This is a genomic window from Micromonospora sp. NPDC005206 (genome assembly GCF_040608175.1).
Taxonomy (GTDB): domain Bacteria; phylum Actinomycetota; class Actinomycetes; order Mycobacteriales; family Micromonosporaceae; genus Micromonospora.
The window spans coordinates 11,997-30,819 of sequence record NZ_JBEXHU010000021.1 but is presented as its reverse complement, the minus strand read 5'-3'; the positions used below and the strand labels follow the sequence as shown (position 1 = coordinate 30,819).

Annotated in this window: 18 protein-coding genes; 10 read left to right on the top strand and 8 right to left on the bottom strand. The window is 70.9% G+C overall.

The annotated features are described in order from the left end of the window. Window positions 1–2: 2 nt before the first annotated feature. The 6 genes from ABZU69_RS28565 to coxB are packed head-to-tail and all read right to left on the bottom strand — an operon-like array spanning window position 3 to window position 5,304. The gene (locus tag ABZU69_RS28565; protein WP_354967400.1) at window positions 3–395 is read right to left on the bottom strand and encodes a c-type cytochrome; all 393 of its coding nucleotides are present in this window, start codon (window positions 393–395) and stop codon (window positions 3–5) included. After that, entirely contained in the window at window positions 392–1,306 is a 915-nt protein-coding gene (locus tag ABZU69_RS28560; protein WP_354967399.1) for a cytochrome c oxidase assembly protein, read from the bottom strand. The genes ABZU69_RS28565 and ABZU69_RS28560 overlap by 4 nt, the downstream gene beginning before the upstream one ends. Further along, window positions 1,294–1,698 (bottom strand): hypothetical protein, encoded by a 405-nt coding sequence (locus tag ABZU69_RS28555; RefSeq protein WP_354967398.1) that lies wholly within the window; start codon window positions 1,696–1,698, stop codon window positions 1,294–1,296. Before ABZU69_RS28555 ends, ABZU69_RS28560 begins: the two co-directional genes overlap by 13 nt. Further along, entirely contained in the window at window positions 1,695–2,321 is a 627-nt protein-coding gene (locus ABZU69_RS28550) for a heme-copper oxidase subunit III (protein ID WP_354967397.1), read from the bottom strand. The genes ABZU69_RS28555 and ABZU69_RS28550 overlap by 4 nt, the downstream gene beginning before the upstream one ends. After that, complete coding sequence (gene ctaD / locus ABZU69_RS28545; protein ID WP_354967396.1) at window positions 2,318–4,243, bottom strand: cytochrome c oxidase subunit I; 1,926 nt, start codon at window positions 4,241–4,243, stop codon at window positions 2,318–2,320. Before ctaD ends, ABZU69_RS28550 begins: the two co-directional genes overlap by 4 nt. A gap of 17 nt (window positions 4,244–4,260) precedes the next feature. Then, on the bottom strand, window positions 4,261–5,304 hold the full coding sequence (gene coxB / locus ABZU69_RS28540; RefSeq protein ID WP_354967395.1) for a cytochrome c oxidase subunit II: 1,044 nt from the start codon (window positions 5,302–5,304) through the stop codon (window positions 4,261–4,263). A 136-nt stretch (window positions 5,305–5,440) separates the two neighbouring features. Between coxB and ccsA the strand changes: the two genes are divergently transcribed. Genes ccsA through ABZU69_RS28510 form a run of 6 tightly spaced genes read left to right on the top strand, consistent with a single transcriptional unit; the run spans window position 5,441 to window position 10,229 of the window. Next, on the top strand, window positions 5,441–6,193 hold the full coding sequence (gene ccsA, locus ABZU69_RS28535; protein ID WP_354967394.1) for a cytochrome c biogenesis protein CcsA: 753 nt from the start codon (window positions 5,441–5,443) through the stop codon (window positions 6,191–6,193). Further along, window positions 6,190–6,600 carry a cytochrome c maturation protein CcmE gene (locus tag ABZU69_RS28530; protein ID WP_354967393.1) on the top strand — a complete coding sequence of 137 codons (411 nt, stop codon included), beginning with the start codon at window positions 6,190–6,192 and terminating at the stop codon, window positions 6,598–6,600. The genes ccsA and ABZU69_RS28530 overlap by 4 nt, the downstream gene beginning before the upstream one ends. Continuing rightward, complete coding sequence (locus tag ABZU69_RS28525) at window positions 6,590–8,521, top strand: cytochrome c-type biogenesis CcmF C-terminal domain-containing protein (protein WP_354967392.1); 1,932 nt, start codon at window positions 6,590–6,592, stop codon at window positions 8,519–8,521. Before ABZU69_RS28530 ends, ABZU69_RS28525 begins: the two co-directional genes overlap by 11 nt. After that, complete coding sequence (locus tag ABZU69_RS28520; RefSeq protein WP_354967391.1) at window positions 8,521–9,072, top strand: redoxin domain-containing protein; 552 nt, start codon at window positions 8,521–8,523, stop codon at window positions 9,070–9,072. Before ABZU69_RS28525 ends, ABZU69_RS28520 begins: the two co-directional genes overlap by 1 nt. Further along, window positions 9,069–9,965, top strand: a complete 897-nt coding sequence (locus tag ABZU69_RS28515; RefSeq protein ID WP_354967390.1) for a cytochrome c-type biogenesis protein CcmH — start codon at window positions 9,069–9,071, stop codon at window positions 9,963–9,965. Before ABZU69_RS28520 ends, ABZU69_RS28515 begins: the two co-directional genes overlap by 4 nt. 27 nt (window positions 9,966–9,992) lie before the next feature. After that, window positions 9,993–10,229, top strand: coding sequence for a hypothetical protein (locus tag ABZU69_RS28510; RefSeq protein ID WP_354967389.1), 237 nt, complete (start codon window positions 9,993–9,995; stop codon window positions 10,227–10,229). 13 nt (window positions 10,230–10,242) lie between these two features. Here ABZU69_RS28510 and ABZU69_RS28505 read toward each other — a convergent pair whose 3' ends face one another. Together ABZU69_RS28505 and ABZU69_RS28500 are read right to left on the bottom strand one after the other, a co-directional pair. Next, window positions 10,243–11,733: a CoA-acylating methylmalonate-semialdehyde dehydrogenase gene (locus ABZU69_RS28505; protein ID WP_354967388.1), complete on the bottom strand. Its 1,491-nt coding sequence runs from the start codon at window positions 11,731–11,733 to the stop codon at window positions 10,243–10,245. Further along, a complete protein-coding gene (locus ABZU69_RS28500; protein ID WP_354967387.1) occupies window positions 11,730–13,034 on the bottom strand; it encodes an aspartate aminotransferase family protein in 1,305 nt (434 codons plus the stop codon). The genes ABZU69_RS28505 and ABZU69_RS28500 overlap by 4 nt, the downstream gene beginning before the upstream one ends. Window positions 13,035–13,162: 128 nt before the next feature. Here ABZU69_RS28500 and ABZU69_RS28495 point away from each other — a divergent pair, with 128 nt between their 5' ends. From ABZU69_RS28495 to hydA, 4 genes are all read left to right on the top strand, one after another. Beyond that, window positions 13,163–14,767 carry a PucR family transcriptional regulator ligand-binding domain-containing protein gene (locus tag ABZU69_RS28495; RefSeq protein WP_354967386.1) on the top strand — a complete coding sequence of 535 codons (1,605 nt, stop codon included), beginning with the start codon at window positions 13,163–13,165 and terminating at the stop codon, window positions 14,765–14,767. Window positions 14,768–15,007: 240 nt separating this feature from the next. Then, a complete protein-coding gene (locus ABZU69_RS28490) occupies window positions 15,008–16,564 on the top strand; it encodes an NCS1 family nucleobase:cation symporter-1 (RefSeq protein WP_354967385.1) in 1,557 nt (518 codons plus the stop codon). Continuing rightward, entirely contained in the window at window positions 16,561–17,403 is an 843-nt protein-coding gene (locus ABZU69_RS28485; RefSeq protein ID WP_354967384.1) for a nitrilase-related carbon-nitrogen hydrolase, read from the top strand. Before ABZU69_RS28490 ends, ABZU69_RS28485 begins: the two co-directional genes overlap by 4 nt. Continuing rightward, on the top strand, window positions 17,400–18,818 hold the full coding sequence (hydA, locus tag ABZU69_RS28480; protein ID WP_354967383.1) for a dihydropyrimidinase: 1,419 nt from the start codon (window positions 17,400–17,402) through the stop codon (window positions 18,816–18,818). The genes ABZU69_RS28485 and hydA overlap by 4 nt, the downstream gene beginning before the upstream one ends. Window positions 18,819–18,823 lie beyond the last annotated feature (5 nt).

Here is an 18,823-nt window from a genome sequence, read left to right as displayed (position 1 = left end):
GGTCAGTCCAGCGTGTAGAGGTAGGCGGCGATGTCCTGGGCGTCAATGGCACTGATACCGAGGTTCGGCATGGCGGTCCCGGGCTCCACGGCCTGGGGATCGGCGATCCAGCGCCGGAGGTTGTCGGCGTTGTTGGGCAGTTGACCGGCGATGTAGGAGCGGGCGCCGAACCGGGTCAGGGGCGGGCCGACCAGGCCGTCGGCGCGGTTGATGCCGGGGATGGTGTGGCACGACCCGCAGCCGTACTGGGCGATCAGCTTCGCGCCGCGGTCGGGCCGTCCGTTGCGCGACTCCGGTGGTGGCGGTGGGGCCGTCGAGGCGCAGGCGGTGACCGCGACCATCGGCAGGATCATGAGGGCCGCACCGAGTGCCCAGAGCTGGCGGGGCAGCATCATGGCACCATCCCTTCCGTTTCAGCTGTGGTCACCATCGGGCGGGTCCCTCCGGGTGGCGGCCCCCCGCGCAGGCCGTCGGGCCGGTCGCGGTCCATCCGCAGCAGCCAGCCCAGGAACACGGTCAGCGTCACGACCAGCACGGCCAGGTCCATCGGCGCCCACATCAACAGGCCGGCGAGTTGCTGGTCGGCCAGCGGGTCGGCGCCGAACACCCGCTGCGGATAGATCGGTTGCGGGGCGAAGGTGAGCACGGCTCCGAGGGCCGAGGCGGGCAGCATGGTGCCGGCCAGCAGCAGCACCGTCACCGGGGCGGGGGCGCGGTGCCGTGGCGAGCCGAGCACCGGGGCCCAGAACAGCCAGGCCGTGGCCAGGAAGCACAGATGCTCGGTGGCGTGCACGACGGGACGGTCGACCGCGGCCGCGTACGGCCCGGGCAGGTGCCAGAACCAGAGCACGGCGGTCTGTCCGCCGCCGGCCAGCAGGGCGTACGTGCCCGGGTGGCGCAGCCGGCGCATCGGCGGCGCCACCCGGCAGCGGGCGAGCAGCCGGCGCAGCGGGAGCGGCACGGCCATGTTCAGCGGCAGCCCCGCCGCGCCGGCCGCGAGCAACGGCCCGGCCACCAGCAGGAGCAGCATGTGCTGAGCCATGTGCCCGGCCAAGGAGGACTCCGCCATCTCGTGCGCCGGCCCGTGCTCAGTGCCGAGCACCACCAGCAGTCCGGCGCCGAACGCGGCCACCCGCCAGCGGGGGACCACGTGCCCCGCGCCGCGGCGCGACCACAGCTCCTGGACGCCCCGCCCGTAGCCGGCTGCCAGCAGGCAGACCGTGACGACGACGAGCATCGCCAGCAGGCTCTCGGCCAGCGGGCTCTGGCCGGGCCCGTGTGCCTGGTGGATGCTCAGAGCTGACATGGCGGCAGCACCAGCACGGCGACCCCGCCGAGCACGATGATCGTCAGGAACAGCAGGTTGACCCAGACGCCCACCACGGCGAGCATGCGGGACCGGCCGTACGCCCGGTCCTGGGTGCCCGTGGCCTGCGCGCGGGCGGTGCGTCGCCACGCCAGGGCGGCGACCGCCAGCGAGCCCGCGGTGACCAGGGCCGGGACGATCACCGCGAGCCCGACGACCCGCCCGAGCGGCATGGCGAGGACGCGGTCGGAGCCGGCGGCGCAGGCGAGTTCGTCGAGGCCCCAGGCGGCGAGCACGTGTACGGCCCAAGCGACGCCGCCGCCGAGGACGCCGTACCAGAGCAGCACCCCGCCGGTCAGACGGGCCCGTGGCCCGGGTGGTGTGGTGGTCATAGTCGTGGGGAGAGGTAGATGGTGAACAGGATGGCGGCCCACACCGCGTCGACGAAGTGCCAGTAGATGGCGGTGTTGCGGACCCGCTCGCGCCGGTGGGCGTCGATGGTGCCGCCGCTCAGGGCGGCGGCGAGCAGCCAGCCGATCATGGTCAGGCCGACCAGGACGTGCAGCCCGTGGAAACCGGTGATCAGGTAGAACAGCGACCCGTACACGTCGGTGGTCAGGGTGAAGTGCCGGAGCTTCTCGGCGTACTCGGTGGCCTGCAGGGTCAGGAAGGTCAGCCCGAGCACCATGGTGGCGCCCAGGCCGCACCGCAGCTGCCACCGCCGGCCGTGCCGGCTGCCGCGTTCGGCCCACACCATGGGCAGACTGCTGGGCAGCAGCACGGCGGTCATGATCAACGGCTTGAGCAGCTCCGGGGCCCCGATGGCGCCCGGCGGCCACTGGGGGCCGTACTGGAAGCGGAGGTAGAAGTAGCTGCCGAGCAGGCAGGCGAAGAGGGTGGCCTCGGTGGCCACGAACATCACCATGCCCCACCAGCCGGTCGATCGACCGGCTGGCAGCTCGGTGCTCAGCGCCTCAGCGCCGGTGGCCGCCATGATCCCGCCCCGATCCGTCATGGTGTCGCCACCCCGCTCGTCCGGCTCGGTCCAGCTGGCCAGAGCCAGACCGCGATCGTCGCGGCCACCACCACCGCGGCGACGGCCGCCACCGGGTACCAGGCGACGAGCAGAGCGGCGAAGAAGACCAGCAACGCGGCGGCGAGCACGAGGGGCTTGAGCGTTGACTCCGGCATCGGCACCGGGCGTTCGACGCGGGCGTCCAGTTCGCTGGTGAGCAGTGTGTCGCGTCCCTCGCTGAGGATGCGGTCCGCGGTCGCCCCCTCGCCAATCGAGTCGGCGGTCCGTTCGTCCCACACCGGGTGCAGGCTGTGCACGCGAGGCAGGACGGGGAAGTTGTACGGCTCGGGCGGTGACGTGGTGGCCCATTCCAGGGTGTCGGCGCCCCAGGGGTCCGGCGGGGCGGGCCGACCCCGTCGGACGGCGTGCACCACGCCGACGAGCACGAGCAGCAGTCCGAGAGCGAGCACGTAGGAGCCGATGGTGCTGACCAGGTTCCATCCGCCCCAGCCCGGCTCGCTGGCATAGGTGTAGACCCGGCGGGGCATCCCGAACAGACCGTAGAGGTGCATGGGGAAGAAGGTGACGTGCATGCCCACGAAGACCAGCCAGAACGCCCAGCGCCCCAGCCCTTCGTGGTACATCCGCCCGGTGATCTTGGGCAGCCAGTAGTAGATGCCGGCGAGCATCGGGAAGACCGCGCCGCCGATCAGCACGTAGTGGAAGTGCGCCACCACGAAGTAGGTGTCGGTGACCTGCTGGTCGAACGCGGTCAGGGCGAACATCGTGCCGGTGACGCCGCCGAGCACGAAGGTCACGATGAAGCCGACGACGAACAGTAGCGGCACCCGGATGACCAGCCGGCCGAGCAGCATGGTGGCCAGCCAGGCGAAGATCTGCAGCCCGGACGGAATGGTGATGATCGTGCTGGCCGCGCTGAAGAAGCTGTACGACAGTTGCGGCAGCCCGGTGGCGAACATGTGGTGCACCCAGACCCCGAACGAGATGATCGCGATCGCCACGATGGACAGCACGATCAGCGGGTAGCCGACCACGCCCCGCCGGGTGAAGGCGGGTAGCACCGCCGAAACGATGCCCAGCGCCGGCATGACGATGATGTACACGTCGGGGTGTCCGAAGATCCAGAACAGGTGCTGCCAGAGCAGGACGTTTCCGCCGGCCGACGGGTCGAAGAAGTGGGTGTCGAACCGGCGGTCGAAGAACAGCATCGCGTTGTCGAGGTTCAGCGCCGGCAGCGCGAAGATCACCATGAACGCGGTAGCGACGATCGCCCAGACGAACAGCGGTACCCGGTTGAGCGACATTCCCGGTGCGCGCAGCTTGAGCGCGGTGACGATGAAGTTGATCGAGGCGGCGGTCGTGGATATGCCGAGGAAGAGCAGACCGAGGGCGTAGACGTCCATGTGCAGGCCGGGGTTGTGCTGCTCGGAGCTCAGCGGCGCGTACGCGAACCAGCCGTTGTTGGGGGCGGCGCCGAAGGGCAGGCTCGCCCACATGAACAGGCCGGCGAACAGGAAGACCCAGTAGCCGAAGGCGTTCAGTCTCGGGAACGCCATGTCCCGGGCGCCGATCATCAGGGGTACGAGGTAGTTCCCGAAGCCGAAGAGCATCGGTGTGGCGAACAGGAAGATCATCGCCGTGCCGTGCATGGTGAAGAGCTGGTTGTACTCCTGGGGTGATAGCAGTCGCGCCTCGGGTCGGGCGAGCTGGGTGCGCATGGCCAGGGCGCTGAGTCCGGCGAGGACGAAGAAGACCCCGGCGGTGACCAGGTAGCGCCGGCCGATTCTCTTGTGGTCGACCGTGCTGAACCAGCCCCGTACCGAGGGCGACTCCGCCCAGTGTTCCGTCAGCCGGGCCAGGTCCACCCGGCTGACTCCGGGCGGCGTGCTGGTCGTGGACATAGTTCCCCCTCCCCGACCTACTCGAGCGACCGCAGGTACGTGATCAGGTCGGGCAGCGCGGCCGCGCCGACCGGCTGTGGGGGCATCGCGTTGCCGGGCTTGACCGTCTGGGAGTTGACGATCCAGCCGCCGAGGTGTCCGGCGTCATTCGGTACCGCCCCGGCGCCGAGGCTCCATCGGGAGCCCACGTTCGACAGGTCGGGCCCCACCTGGCCCTGGGCGCCGGTGCCCCGCACCGCGTGGCAGGCGGCGCAGGTGCCCTGCACGAACGCCTGCTGGCCGCGGCGCTCGGCCTCCGTGCTCGGCTGACGGGCCGGGGCGTTCAGGCGGGTCAGCCACGCGTCGAAGTCGGCGCGGGGTTCCGCCACGACCAGGAAGGCCATGTGAGCGTGCTGGGTGCCGCAGTACTCGGCGCACTGGCCGCGGTAGCGGCCGGCCCGCTCCGCCCGCAACCAGGTCTCACGGGTCTCACCGGCGATCAGGTCCGTCTTCGGCATGAGCTGCGGCACCCAGAAGCTGTGCAGCACGTCGTCCGTTCGCAGCCGGACCTTCACCCGCTCCCCCACCGGAATGTGGATCTCGTTCGCGGTCGCCCCGGACGCCCCCGGATAGCGCACCTCCCACCACCACTTGTGGCCGGTCACCTCCACCGTCGGGGCGTCGGGGTCGGGATCGGCGGCGAGCGCGGCGAGGTCCCGCAGCCCCACCCCGTAGACGGCGACGAGAATGACGAACGGCAGCCCGGCTCCGGCGATCGCGACGAAGCGGAGCGGCTGCCCGTGGCGCACCCGGACGTTGCCCCGCCGGAACACCAGCGCCCAGATCAGCAGCGCCATGACCTCGGCGACCACCGCCAGCGAGATCCAGAAGAGCAGCCACCACAGGTTGGCGACCCGGGCGGCGCCCGTGCCGGCGGGGTTGAGGGTGGACGGCGGGTCACCACCGCATCCGGCGAGCAGGGCCAGGCCGCACAGGGCCGTCAGCACCGGGAGCGGGCGCGGTTGCCGGCGCCGCCCGGCGGGTCGGGCGGCGCTCATGGTCATCCCTGCTGTCGTGTCCACCGAGAGCGACACTAGGCCCTTCCGAACCCTTTTCGTCCCTGTTTGCGGCTGATAACCCGACGAATGCGACCAGACCGATTTATGGTGATGTCGCAACTCGATCCGCAAGCGCCCCGGGGGCGCGGACAGGGAGATCATGCGAGCCTCCACCGTGGACCTTGTCGCGGACACCGGCAGAGCGGCCGCCGGCCGCCGGACCATGGCCTGGCTCGCCGGCGGGCTCACCGCGGCGGCGACGGTGGCCGGCGGATGGCTGGCACCCCCCGACGAGGTGCAGGGCCAGGCGCAGCGACTGATGTACCTCCACGTCCCCGCGGCCTGGGTTGCCTACGCTGCGTTCGCCGTCGTGCTGACCGCCAGCGGCGCGTACCTGATCGGGGGCGACCTTCGCTGGGACCGGTTCGCGCGGGCGGGCGCCGAGATCGGCGCGGCCCTGACCGCCGTCGCGATCGCCACCGGGTCACTGTGGGGGAAGCTGGTCTGGGGTGCCTGGTGGGCGTGGGACCCCCGGCTGGTCAGCACCGTCCTGCTGCTGCTGGCGTACGCCGGCTACCTGGCCCTGCGCCGCTCGCTGGCAGAGCGGACCGGCGCGCGAGACGGAGGCGACCACCGGGTGGCGCGGCCCGCCGCGGTCGTCGGGATGGCCAGCTTCCTGCTCGTCCCGGTGGTGCACTTCTCCGTCGTCTGGTGGCGGTCGCTGCACCAGCAGGCGACCGTGCTCGCCCCGCAGCGCCCGCCCATCGACCCCAGGATGGGCGCCGCCCTGCTGCTCGCCGTCGCCGCCGCGACGCTCGCCGCGCTCTGCGTCCTGCTGCACCGGGTGGTCCGGCTGGAACGCCGGCTGACCCCCGACACGGCCCCCGACCGCGTCCCGGCCCGGGTCGGATGATCCGTCGCCGGGCGGGCCGGACCGCCGTCGTGGCCGTGCTCCTCGCCGCCGGCGCGCTGCTGGTCACCAGCGCGCTCCGGGAGACCCTGACCTATTACCGCACTCCGGGCGAGGTGCTCGGCGATCCGGACGCGACCTGGGAACGGGTACGCCTTGGCGGCGACGTGGTGCCCGGGTCGCTGCGGCGCACCGGCGACCTCGTGGTGTTCCGCCTCACCGAAGACGGTCGCGAGATCACCGTCGAGCAGCGGGGCGTGCCGCCGGAGACCTTCCGGGAGGGCGAGGGAGCGGTCGTCGAGGGCACGCTCTCGGAGGACGGGGTGTTCCGCTCCGACCACGTCGTGGTCCGGCACGGCAACGAATACCGCCCGTCCACCGCCCCGCCGGGGTCGGTCGATGCTCGCTGACCTCGGCACCGCCAACCTCACGGTCGGTCTGCTCTGCGCCACCCTGACCGCCCTGCTCTGGCTGCGGGTGGCCCTGTTCGCCACGCCCACCCGAGCGGCCCGCCTCGGGACCGCCGCGACCCTGACGACCGCCGCCCTCGCCTGCGCGCTGCTGGAGGCGGCCCTGCTCCGGCACGACTTCAGCGTCCGATTCGTGGCGGAGAACGGCGGACGCCAGGTGCCGTTGTACTACACGCTGACGAGCCTCTGGTCCGCCCTGGACGGGTCGCTGCTGCTCTGGCTGCTGATCCTCGCCGGGTACGCGGCACTGCTGGCCCACCGCAGGCACCCGCCTCGGCTGCACGCCTACGCGATGGTGGTCGTCAGCACGGTAACCATGTTCTTCTTCGCGCTGTCCGCCTTCGCCGCGAACCCGTTCCGCGAGGTGAACCCGGTACCCGCCGACGGCCCGGGGCCGAACCCGCTGCTGCAGCAGCACCCGGCGATGGGCGTGCACCCTCCCCTGCTCTACGCCGGCTACATCGGCCTGGTCGTGCCGTTCGCCTTCGCGATCGCCGCACCACTGGCCGGCCAGCAGGGGCGGGGCTGGCTACGGTCCGCCCGACCCTGGGCCCTGGCGGCGTGGGCGGCGCTGACCGCCGGCATCGGGCTCGGGGCCTGGTGGTCGTACGCGGTGCTGGGCTGGGGCGGCTACTGGGCGTGGGACCCGGTGGAGAACGCGTCGCTGCTGCCCTGGCTGACCGCCACCGCCTTCCTGCACGCCACCCTGGGCCGCGCCGCCGGCCGGGCCGGCTGGAACCTGGCCCTGGCATGCGCGAGCTTCGTGCTGGTGCTGCTCGGCACGTTCCTTACCCGGTCCGGCGCGGTGGCCAGCGTGCACGCCTTCACCGACTCACCGTTGGGGCCGATGCTGCTCGGCTTCGTGCTGCTGACGGTCGTCGTGTCGACGGTCCTGACCGGATGGCGCGATCGAGAACCCGCCCACGGCGGGAGCACACCGCTGCTGTCCCGGATGACGGCCGTGCTGGTCAACGGCGTGCTTCTGGTGACGATCGCGGCGGTGGTGCTGATCGGCACGATCTTCCCGCTGCTCTCCGAACCGCTCGGCGGGGTGCGCACCTCGGTCGGACCCGGCTACTACCAGCGGACGGCGGTACCGCTGGCGATCGCGGTGCTGCTGATGATGGGCGTGACGCCGGCCCTGCGGGTCCGCGACCGGACGCAGGCGCTGCGGCGACTCGCCCTACCCGGCGCCGTGGCGCTCGCCACCGTCGCCGTGGTGGGGCTGCTCAGCCGGCCCGGCCTGCCCGCGCTCACCGCGTTCGGAGCGGCGGCGTTCGTGCTCACCGGCGTGGCCGCAGAGCTGGCCGACCGGCGGCCGCGCTCCGGCCGGAACCGGAGACCGGGCAGGGCTGCCGGACTGGTCGCGCACGCCGGGATCGCCCTGATTGCGGTGGGCGTCGCGGGATCCTCCGCGTACGGCCGCGACGCGGAGCGAACCATCCACACCGGGGAGGCGCTGCGGGTGGGCGACGTGTCCGTGCGCCTGGTCGGCGTGGACCGCAGCGGCGCCAGCGGGGGTATGACCGTACGGGCGCGGCTCCGGCTCACCGAGGCGGGCGGCGGGGAACGAACGGTCCGGCCCGCCCTACGCTACAACCCCGCCCGGGACACAGCTGTCACGGTGCCGGCGATCCAGACCGGACTGCTGCGGGACACGTACGTCACCCTGATCGCGGTCGCCCCGGACAGCGGCAGCGCGACCGTACGGCTCGCGGTGAACCCGCTCGTCGGGCTGCTCTGGGCCGGCGGCACGCTGACGGCCGCGGGGGGACTCCTGGCGGCGATCCGCACCGCCCGTCCGCGACGCCCGGACGTCGTCGCGGCGTCGCCTGACCCGGTCGCCGCCGGGGCCCGGTGATGACCGCCCGCCGCCTGCTGCGACCTGGCCCGGCGCTGGTGCTGGTGCTCATCGTCGCCGTTGGCACCGTGGTCGCCCTCGGCCTGCGGTCACCGTCGACGCCGCTCGACGCCGGCGCCGCCAACGGCGTCACCCCCGCGCCGGCCCCGGCGCTCACGGGCGCCACCCTGGATGGTGGCCGGTTCGACCTGACCGAAGCCCGTGGTCACGTGCTGCTGGTCAACGTGTTCGCCTCCTGGTGCGGCCCGTGCCGGGACGAGCTGCCGCTACTGGTCGAGACGGAACGGCAGTGGTCGCCCCGTGGGCTGCGGCTGGTGGGGTTGAACGTCCGGGACGGCGCCGAGGCGGTCCGGGCGCTACTTGACGAGACCGGCGCACGGGAGTTGACCGTGCTGCCAGACCCGGAGGGCACCCGGGCGGTCGACTGGGGCGTCCGGGCAGTGCCGGAGACGTTCGTGGTGGACCGGGACGGCCGGATCGTCGACCGGCAGCCGGGTGTGGTCACCCGGCAGTGGCTTGAGCAGCGGGTGGCGCCGTTGCTGGCCCGATGAGGTGGCGCGCGGCCGTTGGGGCACTCGTCCTCACGGCGCTGATCGCCGCAGCGGGCGCGGGGTTGGTCCGGTCGACCGGCGGCACCGGTCGGGAGGACCCCGTACGCGCCGTGGCAGTGGGTCTACGCTGCCCGGCCTGCCAGGGTGAGTCGGTGGCGGACTCCCGGTCGCCGATCGCGGCGGCCATGCGGCAGGTGGTGGCGGACCAGCTGGCCCAGGGGCGGGACCGCGACGAGATCCGCCGCTGGTTCGTCCAGCGCTACGGCCCGGAGGTGCTGACCGACCCGCCGACCCGCCGGGCGGAGCTGCTGCTCTGGGCCGTACCCGCGCTGACCTTGCTGGCCGGCGGCTACGCGGCCCTGCGCACGCTGCGTCCCCGCCCGACCCCGTCCGCGCGGGCCACGGCGGTGCGGGCGGCGCCCACCGGTCGGGCCGCGCGCCGGGCGTGGCGCGCGGTGTCGGTGGGAATGGTGAGCCTCGTCGCGTCGGTCACGGTGGCCGCCAGCCGCCTGGACCGGCCGGGCCAGGATCCGGAACCGGCCGATCCCGTGACGGTCGCCGTGCAGCTGGCCCGCGACCTCGAGGGGCAGGCCCGCTACGACGCCGCAGCGCGGATGTACCGGGAGGCCCTGCGGGACCGCCCCGACGATGCGATCCAGCTGCGGCTCGCCTTCGCGCTGCTGCGGGCCGGCGACAACGCCGGCGCGGAGCAGTCGGCGCGGGAGGTGCTGACCCGCTCCCCAGACTCCCCGGACGGCCTGCTCGTGCTCGGGCTGGCGCAGCGCGACAGCCGGTCCGCCGAGGCGGCGCGCACCCTGCGACGCTTCCTGACCATCGCTCCGGAGCATCCGGCCGCCGGAGAGATCAGCCGGCTGTTGGCCACCGGCCCGTGACACCCACCCGAACCCCATGGATCCACGTTGAGCCGGGTCGCGCACGCATGGGTGCTGGCCCGCACCGATCGCGGCCGATCCTTCGAGATGCTGCTGACCGCACTCGGCACCGACCTCGCGGATCCGGAGCACAGCTCGACGCGGAACGGCATACACCTCGGCGCCACTGCCGGAACGCTGGACATCCTGCAACGCTGCTACACCGGCCTGGAGGTCAGCAGGCCGCCCCGATGCCGCGAGATGGCCGTCCCCGGGCGCAGTTGATTCAGGCCGGTGCTCAGCTGTTCTGTGGGAAGCCGAGGTTCACGCCACCGTGGGACGGGTCGAGCCACCGGCTGGTGACGACCTTGGATCTGACGAAGAAGTTCACTCCCTCTGGCCCGTACGCGTGAGTGTCACCGAACAGTGAGTCCTTCCAACCCCCGAAGGAGTAGTACGAGACCGGGACCGGGATCGGGACGTTCACCCCGATCATGCCGATCTCGACCTCGTTCTGGAACCGGCGAGCTGCGCCACCGTCGTTGGTGAAGATCGCCGTACCGTTGCCGTACCGGTTGGCGTTGACGAGTTCGACGGCGGCGTCGTAGCTGGGCAGCCGGAGCACCGAGAGGACCGGTCCGAAGATCTCGTCGGTGTATATGGACATGTCGCTGTCGACATGGTCGAAGAGAGTCGGTCCGAGCCAGAAGCCGGCTTGCTCACCGTCGATCGGGTGGCTCCGCCCGTCGACCACCAGCTGCGCCCCCGCGGACCGACCAGCGTCCAGGTATGACATCACCCGGTCGCGGTGAGCGCCGGTGACCAGCGGCCCCATCTCGCAGCCCGGGCGACGGCCGTCGCCGACGTGGAGTGCCGCGATCCGTTCGCTGATCTTGCCGACGAGCTCGTCACCGACGGGGTCGACGGCCACGACGACGGAGATGGCCATGCAGCGCTCGCCGGCCGAGCCGAAGCCGGCCGAGCTGGCGGCGTCGGCGGCGAGGTTGAGGTCGGCGTCGGGCAGTACGACCATGTGGTTCTTCGCGCCGCCGAGCGCCTGCACCCGCTTGCCGTTACGGGTGCCCGTTTCATAGACGTAGCGGGCGATCGGAGTGGAGCCGACAAACGAGATGGCCTTGACCGTCGGGTGTTCGAGAATCCGGTCGACCGCCTCCTTGTCGCCGTGCACGACGTTGAGAACGCCGTCCGGCAGCCCGGCCTCCGCGAACAGCTCCGCCAGGAAGTTCGACGCGGAGGGGTCCTTCTCGCTCGGCTTGAGCACCACCGTGTTGCCGCACGCTATGGCGTTCGGCACGAACCACAGCGGGACCATGGCCGGGAAGTTGAAGGGGGTGATCACCCCGACCACGCCGAGCGGCTGCCGGATGGAGTACACGTCCACCTGGGCCGAGGCGTTCTCGCTGAACCCGCCCTTCAGCAGTTGCGGGATCCCGCAGGCGAACTCGACCGCCTCCAGCGCACGCTGGATCTCCCCCGCGGCGTCGGAGAGCACCTTGCCATGCTCGGCGGTGATGATCTGGGCGAGGTCGGACTTTCGGGCGTTGAGCAGTTCCCGGAAGGAGAACATGACGCTCATCCGCCGGGCGAGGGATGCGCTACGCCATCGGGTGAACGCCTCGTCGGCGGCGGCGACCGCCTCATCGACGACCGAGGCGGTTGCGAAGTCGACCTGTCCGGAGACCTGGCCGGTGGCGGGGTCGTAGATGTCACCGGTGCGCTCGGCGACACCGTTCCATGGCTTGCCGCCGATCCAGTGCGTGGTCGTCATCGCTGCTGCACCTCTTTGGCCACGGCCTCGATCGACGAGGTGAGGATCTCGAGGGCTTCTTCGGCCTCGGCCTGGGTCAGGGTCATCGGCGGCGCCAGGCGGATGACGTTGCCGTACAGGCCGCCCTTGCCGACGAGCAACCCACGTTCCCGCGTTTCCTCGAGCAGGGCGGCAGCGGCCGCCGGGTCGGGTGCGCCGTGGGGTCCGACGAGCTCCAGCGCGATCATCAGGCCCTTGCCGCGGACGTCGCCGACCACGGGGTGCGCCGCGGCGACGGCGCGCAGGCCGTCGAGCAGGCGGCTGCCCAGCTTCGCGGCGTTGGCCTGGAGGTCGTGCTCCAGCAGATAGTTCAGCGAGGCGAGAGCGCCGGCGGTGGCGAGCGGGTTGCCACCGAAAGTGGAGATCGAGTTGGCCCGCAGGCAGTCCATGAGGTCAGGACGGGCGACCACGCCCCCGATCGCCAGGCCGTTGCCCAGACCCTTGGCGAAGGTGATCGCATCGGGCACGACGTCGTGCGCCTGGATGCCCCAGAAGTGCTCGCCGGTGCGGCCCCAGCCGGTCTGCACCTCGTCGGAGACGAGGAGGATGCCGTACTCGTCGAGCACCTTCTTGAACTCGCCGAACAGCCCGTTGGGTGGGGTGGTGAAGCCACCGACGCCTTGGATCGGCTCAACGATCATGCATGCGACGTCTCCCGCCGTCGTCGTTTCAATGATCTCGCGCAGGTCGGCGACGCAGGCCTTGATGTAGTCCGGGTCGGACAGATCCCGGAACGGGCTGCGGTAGCGGTAGCCGCCGTGCACCCAGCTCACCTTGATCGGGCTGAGGGCGCTGGCCGACCAGCCGCGGATGCCGGTGATCGCGACGGTGGCGAATGCGCGGCCGTGGTAGGAGTTGCGCAGGGCGAGCACCTGCTCGCTGCGGCGGTACTGGGTGGCGAGCATCAGGGCGGTCTCGTTCGCCTCGGTGCCCGAGTTGGTGAAGAACACCCGGGCGTCCGGGATGCCGGACAGTTGCGCGATCTTCTCGGCGAGCTCGACCTGCGACTTGATCAGGTACAGCGTGGAGGAGTGCAGCACGCCGGTGTCGAGCTGCGAGCGGATGGCGTCGCTGATCTCGGCCACGTCGTAGCCGATCGCGTTCGTGAGGATGCCGGCGAAGAAGTCGAGGTAGGTCCGTCCCTCGCGATCGGTCACCCGGCGGCCCTGCGCGGTGGCGATCTCGATCGGCTGCTCGTAGTACAGCGCCAGCCATCTGGGCATCACGGACCGGTGCCTGGCCAGCAGCTCGCGGTGCGCCATCTCGTCCCCCTATCTCGTCCCTACGGCGAGTGTGGACGCATTCGTTGTCCAACCGCTATGCACAACCTGTACCGCCCTGGTCGCTAGGGCATTACGTTGTGTGCATTCCCGCCCGAGGAGAGGCTGCGATGTATCCCTCCGTCGCAGAAGCCATCGCGCTACCGGTGATCCGGCGCGCGAAGCCGCACGTCGTGGCCGGATCGGCCGGCATGCAGGACCGAGTCCGCTGGGTCCACGTGGCGGAGGTCGCCGACATCGCGCACCTGCTGCGCGGCGGAGAACTGGTGCTGACCACCGGAATCGCGCTGCCGGACGACGCGGCGGCGCTCACCCGGTACGTCGACGACCTGGCGGCGGTCCGCGCGGCGGGACTGGTGATCGAGTTGGTCCGGCGCTGGAGTGACGGGATACCAGAGGCGCTCGTGACGGCGGCCGACCGGCACCGACTCCCCCTGATCACGCTGGCGGAGGAGACGCGGTTCGTGTCCGTCACCGAGGCGGTGGTGGCGTTGATCGTCGACGCGCAGCTCGCCGAGCTGCGGGCTGCCGAGCAGGTGCACGAGACGTTCACCTCGCTCACCGTGGCCGGAGCGGAGCCGGCGGAAGTGCTGCGCGAGGTGGCCAGGATCTCCGGACTGCCGGTCGTGCTGGAGACGCTGGGGCACGAGGTGCTCGCCTACGACGCGGCCGGGCAGGATCCCGCCGAGCTGCTGGCCGACTGGGGTCAGCGGTCCCGGTCCGTGGTGGCGCCCGAGCGGACCGCCCACGACGAGGAGGCCGGCTGGTTGGTCACGATGGTCGGCGCGCAGGGCGCCGACTGGGGGCGCCTGGTCCTGCTCTCGCCGGATCCTCCGCCGCATCGGCACGTCGTGGTTGCCGAGCGGGCCGCGTCGGCGCTGGCGGTGCATCGGCTCGTGGCGCGCGATCGGGAGAGTCTGGAGCGGCAGACGCACCGCATGTTGCTCGCGCAACTGCTCGGTCAGGCAGTACCGCCCCCGGATCTCGCCGCCCGGGCGGCCGCGCTGGGCGTCGGCCTCGATCGGCGGCAGCTGATCGGGGTCGCGATCCGGCCCGCGACCGTGACGCCACGCGCCCCTGCACTGGCCACGCAGGAGGTGTTGCGCGACCTCGCGGAGGCGACCGCGTTGGCCGCGCGGCGGCTGGCCGTGCCCGCCCTGGTGGGCATCGTGGACGACACGAGCGTTCGCGCGTTGTTGTCACTGCCCGCGCAGACTGGAGTGGACGGGGTACTGCGCCGGTTGGCAAGAGAGGTGCACCGCTCCGCGTCCGGTCCGGTGCTTGTGGCGGTCGGCACCACAGTTTCACACGTCGCCGAGGTGCGCCGCAGCCTGAGCGAGGCCGCCCACGTGGCGGGGGCGGCCCTACGCTCCCCCGGCACGCAGCTCTACCACAAGCTGGACAACGTGCGCCTGCGCGGCCTCCTACATCTGTTGCGGGAGGACGAGCGGGTCCGGGCATTCGCGGACCGCGAGTTGGGTCCGCTGTTGGCGCGGGACGCCAACCAGCGCACCCGGCTCGTGGAGCTGCTGCGCTGCTTCTGCGAGCAGGGCGGGAACAAGTCGGCGGCGGCCGCCGCCGCGCATCTGTCGCGTACGGCCTACTACCAGCAGCTGTCGCGGATCGCGCAGGTGCTCGGGGTGTCGCTGGAAGACCCGGAATCGATGCTGTCGCTGTACGTCGCGCTGCTGGTGCACGAACTCGACGACGCCTGACGGGTCAAGGGGCCAGCAGGAGGCCCCAATCCATCCGCCGCGCCGATTGACAGCCCGGCGTGGGCATGCCGTGGACAGAGTGTGCCCCGATCATGCCAAGCGTGGACACTTTGCCGCTGCCCGTGGCGGGTCCGGGACACCCACCATTCCGAGATAAAGATCGAGCTGATCCGCCCCCACCCGCAGCACCCGCGCCGGTTGGCCGGCCACTGTTGCGGCAGCGTAACAGCGAGGTGAGCGATGGCCGTTGAACCCCTGCCCCCCGCCGAAACCACCGCGGTCGAGCCGGGCACACAGATCACGCATCCGGATGGCCGAGTCGAGCTGCGTGACTTCTCCACGATCGCCGACAGCCCGTACTTCAACGAAGAGCTCGCCCCGGTGCCCATCGAGAAGCGCACCTGGACCACGTACAACTTCGCGGCGCTGTGGATCGGCATGGCGCACAACATCCCCACCTACCTGCTCGCCGCCGGGCTCATCCAGCTCGGCATGAACTGGGTGCAGGCGTTCCTCACGATCACGCTGGGCAATCTGCTCGTCCTGATCCCGATGCTGTTGAACAGCCACGCGGGCACGAAGTACGGGATCCCGTTCCCGGTCTTCGCCCGCGCGTTCTACGGAGTCCGCGGCGCGAACCTCCCGGCCCTGCTCCGCGCCTTCATCGCGTGCGGCTGGTTCGGCATCCAGACCTGGATCGGCGGCGAGGCGATCTACGCGATCGCCGGCAAGCTGCTCGGCTCCTGGTGGGTCGACGCGGCGACGGTGATGGACTACCCGTGGACGCTGTGGGCCTCGTTCTTCCTGTTCTGGGCGATCGAGATGGCGATCATCTGGCGGGGCATGGACACCCTGCGGCGCTTCGAGAACTGGGCCGCACCGTTCGTCATCGTGGTCGCCGTCGCCCTGCTGATCTGGGTGCTGGTCGAGGCGGGCGGGCTCGGCCCGATCCTGTCCCAGCCGTCGAAGCTGGGCTGGGGCGCCGACTTCTGGAAGCTGTTCGCGCCGTCACTGATGGGGATGATCGCCTTCTGGGCGACGCTGTCGCTGAACATCCCCGACTTCACCCGGTTCGGCGGCAGCCAGCGGCAGCAGGCGACCGGCCAGATCCTCGGCCTGCCGACCACGATGTCGTTCTTCGCCATCCTGTCCATCCTGATCACCTCGGGCACGGCCGTGATCTACGGCGAGGCCATCTGGGACCCCATCCAGCTCGCGGCCAAGTTCGAGAACCCGCTGGTCGTCGCGCTCGGCCTGTTCACCGTCGTGGTCGCCACGCTGTCGGTGAACGTCGCCGCGAACACGGTCAGTCCGGCGTACGACTTCTCTAACGCCGCGCCCCGACTGGTCAACTTCCGGACCGGAGGGCTGATCACCGGCGTGCTCGGCATCCTGATCCAGCCGTGGCGGCTGGTGCAGGACCCCAACATCTACATCTTCGTCTGGCTCGGGTTCTACGGCGGCCTGCTCGGCGCGGTCGCCGGCGTACTCGTCGCCGGGTACTGGGTTCGCAACCGCACCAGGCTCCAACTGCCGGCCCTCTACCGCCCCGAGGGCAGGTACTGGTTCTCCGGCGGCTGGAACTGGGCAGCGGTCCTCGCCACCGTCGTCGGCGCGGTCCTCGCGGTGGGTGGCGCCTACTCCGCACCCGGCAAGGGGCCGTTCCCGTCCGACGGGCTCATCCCGTTCCTCAAACCACTCTACGACTACAGCTGGGTGGTCGGGCTGGTCGCCGGGTTCCTCGTCTACCTGGCGCTGTCGATGCCGCGCACCGCGCACGCGAAGGGGGAGAAGTGAGCAACATCATCCGAGCCGGGCTGGTGCAGCAGAAGTGGACCGGCGACAAGGAGTCGATGATCGCGAACGCGGTGGAAGCGATCCGCAGCGCCGCCTCGCAGGGCGCACAGGTGGTGTGCCTGCAGGAGTTGTTCTACGGCCCGTACTTCTGCCAGATCCAGGACGCGGACTACTACTCGTACACGGAGGCCATCCCGGACGGGCCGACGACCGCGCTGATGCGCGAGGTCGCCGAGCAGCACGGCGTGGTGCTGATCGTGCCGATGTACGAGCAGGAGCAGCCCGGTGTCTACTACAACACCGCCGCGGTGATCGACGCCGACGGCACCTACCTCGGTAAGCACCGGAAGAACCACATTCCGCAGGTGAAGGGGTTCTGGGAAAAGTTTTACTTCCGGCCGGGGAACCTCGGCTATCCGGTGTTCGACACCGCCGTGGGGCGCATCGGCGTCTACATCTGCTATGAGCGGCACTTCCCCGAGGGCTGGCGGGCGCTCGGCCTGGCCGGCGCGAAGATCGTTTTCAACCCGTCGGCGACGAGCCGCGGCCTGTCGGAGTACCTGTGGCGGCTGGAGCAGCCCGCGGCCGCGGTCGCCAACGAGTACTACGTCGGCGCGATCAACCGGGTCGGCGTGGAGCCGTTGGGCGACAACGACTTCTACGGCCAGTCGTACTTCGTGGACCCGCGCGGGCAGCTGGTCGGCGACGCGGCGTCGGACACCGAGGAGGAGGTCGTCGTCCGCGACCTGGACATGGACAAGCTGGCCGAGGTCCGTGACCTGTGGGCCTTCTACCGCGACCGGCGTCCCGAGACGTACGAATCGCTGGTGAAGCCGTGAGCATCGTCATCCGCAACGGAACAGTCGTCAACGCCACCGGGGCGTACCCGGCGGACGTGCTGGTCGAGGGCGAGCGGATAGCGGCGCTCGCCGCGCCCGACTCGGGTCTGGCCGATCAGTGGGCGTCCGGTGCCGAGCGCGTGATCGACGCCGCCGGGAAGTACGTGGTGCCGGGCGGCATCGACGGCCACACCCACATGGAGATGCCGTTCGGTGGCACGTTCTCGGCGGACAATTTCGAGACCGGGACAATCGCGGCAGCCTGGGGCGGCACGACGACCATCGTCGACTTCGCCGTACAGGGCAAGGGCACGTCCGTGCTGTCCGCGCTGGACAAGTGGCACAGCAAGGCCGACGGCAACTGCGCGATCGACTACGGGTTCCACATGATCATTTCAGACGTCAACGACACGTCTCTGAAGGAGATGGAGGCCTGCATCGACGCGGGCGTCAACACGTTCAAGATGTTCATGGCCTATCCGGGAGTCTTCTACGCCACCGACGGGGAGATCCTGCGGGCGATGCAGAAGGCCCGGGACACCGGGTCGATGGTCATGATGCACGCGGAGAACGGCATCGCCATCGACCAGCTCGTCCTCCAGGCGCTGGCCAACGGTCAGACGGAGCCGGTGCAGCACGGCCTGACCCGGCCGCCCGAGCTGGAGGGCGAGGCGACCTCGCGGGCGATCGCGCTGGCCAAGGTCACCGGCGCGCCGCTGTACATCGTGCACCTCTCCGCCGCGCACGCCCTGGACGCGGTCACCCAGGCGCGTGACACCGGGCAGAACGTGTTCGCTGAGACCTGCCCGCAGTACCTGTTCCTGTCGCTGGAGGATCTGGCCAAGCCCGACTTCGAGGGCGCGAAGTACGTCGCCTCTCCCCCGCTGCGCACCAAGGAGCACCAGGCGGAACTGTGGCGGGGCCTGCGCACCAACGACCTGTCGCTGGTGTCCACCGACCACTGCCCCTTCTGCTTCAAGGACCAAAAGGAGCTGGGCCGGGGAGACTTCTCCAAGATCCCGAACGGGATGCCCGGCGTCGAGCACCGGATGGACCTGCTCTATCAGGGCGTCGTGAAAGGCGAGATCACCCTGGCGCGCTGGGTGGAGATCAGCTCGACCACGCCCGCCAGGATGTTCGGGCTCTATCCGCGTAAGGGCGTCATCGCGCCGGGTGCCGACGCGGACATCACGGTGTACGACCCGACGGCTCAGCAGACCATCTCGGCCAGCACGCACCACATGAACGTGGACTATTCCGCGTACGAGGGCATGGAGTTGACCGGAAAGGTCTCCACCGTGCTGTCCCGTGGTCGGGTCGTGGTCGACGGCAACGCTTTCCACGGCGCGGCCGGGCACGGCAGGTTCCTGAAGCGCGATCTCAGCCAGTACCTGGTGTCAACTACCCGCCTATGAATGGG

Bases quoted from the DNA above. Each gene is read 5' to 3' on its own strand.
- ABZU69_RS28565 (WP_354967400.1), bottom strand. From the start codon at position 395: ATGATGCTGCCCCGCCAGCTCTGGGCACTCGGTGCGGCCCTCATGATC.
- ABZU69_RS28560 (WP_354967399.1), bottom strand. From the start codon at position 1,306: ATGTCAGCTCTGAGCATCCACCAGGCACACGGGCCCGGCCAGAGCCCG.
- ABZU69_RS28555 (WP_354967398.1), bottom strand. From the start codon at position 1,698: ATGACCACCACACCACCCGGGCCACGGGCCCGTCTGACCGGCGGGGTG.
- ABZU69_RS28550 (WP_354967397.1), bottom strand. From the start codon at position 2,321: ATGACGGATCGGGGCGGGATCATGGCGGCCACCGGCGCTGAGGCGCTG.
- ctaD (WP_354967396.1), bottom strand. From the start codon at position 4,243: ATGTCCACGACCAGCACGCCGCCCGGAGTCAGCCGGGTGGACCTGGCC.
- ccsA (WP_354967394.1), top strand. From the start codon at position 5,441: ATGCGAGCCTCCACCGTGGACCTTGTCGCGGACACCGGCAGAGCGGCC.
- ABZU69_RS28530 (WP_354967393.1), top strand. From the start codon at position 6,190: ATGATCCGTCGCCGGGCGGGCCGGACCGCCGTCGTGGCCGTGCTCCTC.
- ABZU69_RS28525 (WP_354967392.1), top strand. From the start codon at position 6,590: ATGCTCGCTGACCTCGGCACCGCCAACCTCACGGTCGGTCTGCTCTGC.
- ABZU69_RS28520 (WP_354967391.1), top strand. From the start codon at position 8,521: ATGACCGCCCGCCGCCTGCTGCGACCTGGCCCGGCGCTGGTGCTGGTG.
- ABZU69_RS28515 (WP_354967390.1), top strand. From the start codon at position 9,069: ATGAGGTGGCGCGCGGCCGTTGGGGCACTCGTCCTCACGGCGCTGATC.
- ABZU69_RS28505 (WP_354967388.1), bottom strand. From the start codon at position 11,733: ATGACGACCACGCACTGGATCGGCGGCAAGCCATGGAACGGTGTCGCC.
- ABZU69_RS28500 (WP_354967387.1), bottom strand. From the start codon at position 13,034: ATGGCGCACCGCGAGCTGCTGGCCAGGCACCGGTCCGTGATGCCCAGA.
- ABZU69_RS28495 (WP_354967386.1), top strand. From the start codon at position 13,163: ATGTATCCCTCCGTCGCAGAAGCCATCGCGCTACCGGTGATCCGGCGC.
- ABZU69_RS28490 (WP_354967385.1), top strand. From the start codon at position 15,008: ATGGCCGTTGAACCCCTGCCCCCCGCCGAAACCACCGCGGTCGAGCCG.